Genomic DNA, 323 nt, shown 5'->3' with positions numbered 1-323 from the left:
CACTTTCGACACGACGTGACGGTGATACTGGGCCCATCCCCGGATCACAGGGTTAAGCTGGCGTATCAACGCCTCCTGCGTGGCGCTCGCGTTGCCCTTGATGATTCCCCTGGCCTTGTCAAGCAGCGACTTGATGCTCTTGTTCGCTGGCTTGATCAGCAGCTTGCCGTCGTACTTGCGCACGTTCTGGCCAAGGAAATCGAAACCCGCTGCTATGTTCGTGATCCGGGTTTTCTCTTCCGAGAGCTCCAGACCCCGAGTCGCCATGAACTGCCTGACTGCCGGAAGCACCCGGGATTCCAGCACATCTTTCGACACGCCAG

1 protein-coding gene is annotated in these 323 nt (G+C 58.5%); it reads right to left on the bottom strand.

Annotation, left to right across the window (positions count from 1 at the left end):
• Window positions 1–323 (bottom strand): group II intron maturase-specific domain-containing protein (locus tag AB4Y42_RS44425; RefSeq protein ID WP_368697921.1); only part of this gene is annotated, 323 nt, incomplete at both ends.

The sequence above is a fragment of the Paraburkholderia sp. EG286B genome (assembly GCF_040965655.1).
In the GTDB taxonomy this organism is placed as follows: Bacteria; Pseudomonadota; Gammaproteobacteria; order Burkholderiales; family Burkholderiaceae; genus Paraburkholderia.
Note: the sequence above shows the minus strand (reverse complement) of the source record. Positions and strands in the feature narration are given on the sequence as shown.